Annotated in this window: 2 protein-coding genes and 4 pseudogenes; 4 read left to right on the top strand and 2 right to left on the bottom strand. The window is 61.5% G+C overall.

Annotation, left to right across the window (positions count from 1 at the left end; genetic code table 11):
- From AC1DFC_RS29535 to AC1DFC_RS29520, 4 genes and pseudogenes are all read left to right on the top strand, one after another.
- Window positions 1-345: pseudogene (locus AC1DFC_RS29535) on the top strand (TetR/AcrR family transcriptional regulator); the annotation flags it as partial.
- Between the two features lie 442 nt (window positions 346-787).
- Window positions 788-1,312: a signal peptidase II gene (gene lspA / locus AC1DFC_RS29530; RefSeq protein ID WP_478180555.1), complete on the top strand. Its 525-nt coding sequence runs from the start codon at window positions 788-790 to the stop codon at window positions 1,310-1,312.
- 474 nt (window positions 1,313-1,786) lie between these two features.
- Window positions 1,787-2,050: pseudogene (locus AC1DFC_RS29525) on the top strand (transposase); the annotation flags it as partial.
- Between the two features lie 73 nt (window positions 2,051-2,123).
- Window positions 2,124-2,339, top strand: a pseudogene (locus AC1DFC_RS29520) (IS30 family transposase); the annotation flags it as partial.
- A 25-nt stretch (window positions 2,340-2,364) separates the two neighbouring features.
- Here the strand turns inward: AC1DFC_RS29520 and AC1DFC_RS29515 are convergent.
- A complete protein-coding gene (locus tag AC1DFC_RS29515; RefSeq protein WP_007828419.1) occupies window positions 2,365-2,814 on the bottom strand; it encodes a hypothetical protein in 450 nt (149 codons plus the stop codon).
- A 212-nt stretch (window positions 2,815-3,026) separates the two neighbouring features.
- Window positions 3,027-3,683: pseudogene (locus AC1DFC_RS29510) on the bottom strand (type II restriction endonuclease); the annotation flags it as partial.
- Window positions 3,684-4,013 lie beyond the last annotated feature (330 nt).

Here is a 4,013-nt window from a genome sequence, read left to right as displayed (position 1 = left end):
GAGTTTGTGCGCTTCTACCTCAGCGCGAAGCGCACCTGTGACCTGTCAGAGAGCTGCACGCTGCAGACGATGCCGGCGGAAGTGGCACGATCGGACGAAGCCTCCCGTACGACGTTTGAGAAGGCTTTGCGCGACGTTGCACAGGCGATCGTCGATGGCCCCGCCTCACCCAGTGCGCCACGGGATATCGGAGCCGCATGCGCCGCGCTCTCTTCGCTGGCGGGCGCTGTCACGCTCGCACGTGCCGTTGGGAACGGCGCCTTCGCGGACCAGATCGCTGAAGGGACGGAACACGCATTGCTCGGCGTTAAGCGTAAAGAGTCGGTCAAAGCCACCCGAGCGTGACTTGTAAGGTCTGCTTTCGGGCGAAACGGGTGGGAGCATGGAACGTCGCCTTGTGGCCGCCGGTAGCTGGTCGCGCTTCCATCGTGAACGGGCCCGGAGCTACCGCTCCGCTCGTGTCGATAGCGGGTGCTCATTCTCTGCAGTCGGCGCGGTGAAGGCCGACACACAGAACTGCAAGCAATGGGCGGTCAGCAGTCCACTCGGTGACACCAACGCGAGGTCCCCCTTGGCATCTGATAACTGTGCTGTACGGCAAGGCCTCGCTTCACAAACGCCCCTGGGAATTTTTTTGCGGCTTAGTTGGAGGAACTCGCTCGTCGGCTCGCGCTTTTACTGGAAAATGCCGCCCGGAACCGCACCGTGACGATCGACCATCGGGGTGGACCACGAGAGTTTGTACCCCCAGAGCCCCCCGCCCGGCAACATCGACGAGAACCCCTCAATGACGATCATCGTGTCTGCTGACAGGCGCCGCGAAGGCATATCTGCCGTGGCGGCTCGGCTGGTGCCCTATCTGGGCATTGCCTTCACGGTTGTGCTGCTAGACCAAGCGTCGAAGTGGCTCGCCACGCGATTCCTAAGCGGGGGCGAAATCCTTCCCATCACGCCCTTTGCCGATCTCGTCCTGGCGCACAACCGGGGCGTTGCCTTCTCCTTCTTGGCCGACGCTTCGGGCTGGCAACGATGGCTGTTTACGGCGCTTGCCTTCGCGGCGGCTGCATTCATCCTCAAACTGCTAGTGCAGCCCAGCGGAACGTTGCTGTTCAGAGCGGCCTTGGCACTGGTGCTCGGCGGCGCGCTGGGAAATGCGATCGACCGCTCGTGGCAGGGACATGTGGTCGACTTCATCCACCTTCATTGGCGCGACGTCTACGACTTCGCCATCTTCAACCTGGCCGATTGCGCCATCAGTGCAGGCGCGGCGCTTCTGGTCCTGACTGAAATCAGGCGGTCGCGAGCTGCTTGACGCAGATTCGAGCTTGCTCTGAGGGAGCCGGATCCGTTGCCGCAACTGCTCGGTCGCATAGGACTTGGCATTTTGGTGGTGAACGCGAAGGTCAGGTATTGGCCTTGCTTGTGGAAAATCAGCCACATCCGTCAAGGCAGATGGATTCGCCGGTATTTCTGTCGGTATTTCCAGGGACCGAGGGCGGGAAACCAAGTTTTCATGCGCCTGCTGACAGAAGATTCGATCCCCTCCGGGGCCATTTTGTTGCTCCACGTTCCCCCACAAAGTTTTGTGACTGGAGGCGAACTCTGGCCATTTCGCTCGAATTGAGTAGATTTTTTCTCGGCCAATCTACCGTAGATCCCCAAGACCAGCGCTTGCCGTTCCGCTCACTGGTCGTCAGTTCGCACTTGTACGGGCTGTGCGGCAAGTGGGCAGCTGCCGGTTTCAAAGACACCTTGTTCAGGTGGAAGATGAAACCGGATGTGGTTCATGGAGAGAAGAAGAAGGACATTCAGCCGAGAGTTCAAGCTCGAGGCGGTCAAGCTGGTCACCGAGCGCGGGGTGACCGTGGCCCAGGCAGCCAAGGACCTGGATGTGCACGAGAACGTGCTGCGCAAATGGGTTCGCGAGTTGCGTGAGGCGCCGCAGGAGGCCTTCCCGGGCAATGGCAGGCAGACGGCCCAGGACGCCGAGTTGGCCAGGCTGCGCAAGGAAGTGGCCAAGCTCAAGATGGAGCGCGACATCTTGAAAAAAGCCGCGGCGGATTCAACCGGTCGTCGCAACACTTTCAATCATGGAGGTGTTTATGGGACGACCCGCGGGGTGGATGCACAAGTTAGCGGGGCGAGGTGCAATGCGCTCACCCGGTGCTCCTTCGCTTCGGCGAGAGGTAGAGCGGCGGTTCTGGGAGCAGATTGCCACCGGAATTACGAGTGCGAAGGCGGCCGAGGCCGTTGGCGTGTCGCAACCGGTGGGCACGCGTTGGTTCTGTCATCGTGGCGGCATGCCATTGTTCATGTCGGACCCCATATCGGGAAGGTATCCGTTGTGTCTGGCGGCTCCGTACATCAGCGACGAGCGGTCGCGGGTGCATCCGGCAGTTGACCCTGCTGGGTGAGACGTTCCACCGGTGCGCCGAATTCGGGCTGTTCACCGCGCAGGCGCGCGTACTCGGCAGCGGCTTGCCGGTAGGCGGGGCGGGTTGTGTCTGCACCCGCTTCGCCGTTCGTGGCCGCGGCCAGACCCGAACGCATCCAGGCCAGGGTGTCGGCTTGAACCGTGGCACGGGTGTTGGAGGACACGCTCACGACAGCGCGCGGATTGCCCTCGGGGTAGCCCTGGTCCATCGAGCTCTGCAGCCAGCGCTGCGTGTCCAAGGCCACGGCTGCGCGGCTGGTGCTGGAGCTCAGCGGCGCCGGGCGGGGATCGCCTTCGGCATAGTTGCCGGCCAGCGCGGGGCTAGCCATCGCGCCGAGCAATGCGGCCAGCGTCAGGGAGGTCTTGAGGGAAGTCTTCATGTTCGATCCTTTGGCAATGAGAGGGTTGGCGATCCGGAAGTGAACAGCTCTGTGGCTTGCCTCTTTCCGATGCATCAACTCTAGGCCGCCGGTCGGCGAGTTACCGCACACGAAGATTACAGTTGCGTTATCCATCACCGCGTTAACGTCCGCGATGACGACACATCTTCAATGTGTCAAAGCAGACGAGAAATCGGTGGCCCAGCGCTTGTGCGCGGCGGCGCCGCGTGCCGGCCTGAGCCGATATCGAAGAGGAGGCCTGCCAGTGCGCCCATGTCGTTGGACAGCAACTGGCGGTGCTGGTCGTTCAGCCGAAGGCAGCCGTCGCGCATGGAAAGGTAATGGTCCCACTTGCCGAGCTTGACGTTGCTGCCGGTGACCGCGTTGTAGCCCTTCACAATCGCCGTGTTGAACGGCATCACGATCGTGGGATGAACGAAGTACAGCAAGTTCGCCACAGCCGGCCCAAGGCCTTTGATCTGATGCGCGTCGATCCGGCGGATGGCCTCGATCACCTCCTAGGCGTTATCGCAACAGTCGCACGCATGCAGCAGTCGGGCGAAGGCGCGCTGGTTGGCGGCGTTCTCATAGATGTCGGGGATGCGCAGCTTGGGCTTCCAGAGAAACGCGTGCTCGGCGCCCTTGAAGATCTGGCGCTGCTCTGCCACCGAACCCACGACCGTCTCGAGCGAAGAGCCGCGGAACGCGCTGCCGAAGGTGCCAGCATCAATGTCCTTGACCACCTAGGCCAGGCCACGGCGGATGGAACGGAAGTTCTTCAGCCGCTCTTCCCACAGAAACCACGAGTTGTAGGTGCTTAGTGGGTCGACCTTCCAGTGACCGATGAGAACTTCAAGACCAGGAGACATGAGCGCAGAAGGTTGAAGTGCGCAGGGCACGACGCCATTGATTGAAGCACGGCTCGATCTGGCCGGGTCAGTGTTTCGCGCAGGAATCTCTAGCAGTCGACTTACAGCCAAATCTAGCAATAGGCCGCATGAGGCAAAGATGGTAATAGTCCGACGAAGGCCGTCCTTGCCTGATGCTCAGGCTGCAGCAAGCATCTGACCTCAATCGCAGACCCGCTTGGAGGTGTGCGCTAAAGGAGATGGTGCACACCATGAAGAGTGAGCAAGCCTCGAAGGCCGGCCGACGACATCTGAAGAGTGAGCAAGCCTCGAAGGCCGGCCGACGACATC

Source organism: Variovorax sp. 10L421 (assembly GCF_056395365.1).
Note: the sequence above shows the minus strand (reverse complement) of the source record. Positions and strands in the feature narration are given on the sequence as shown.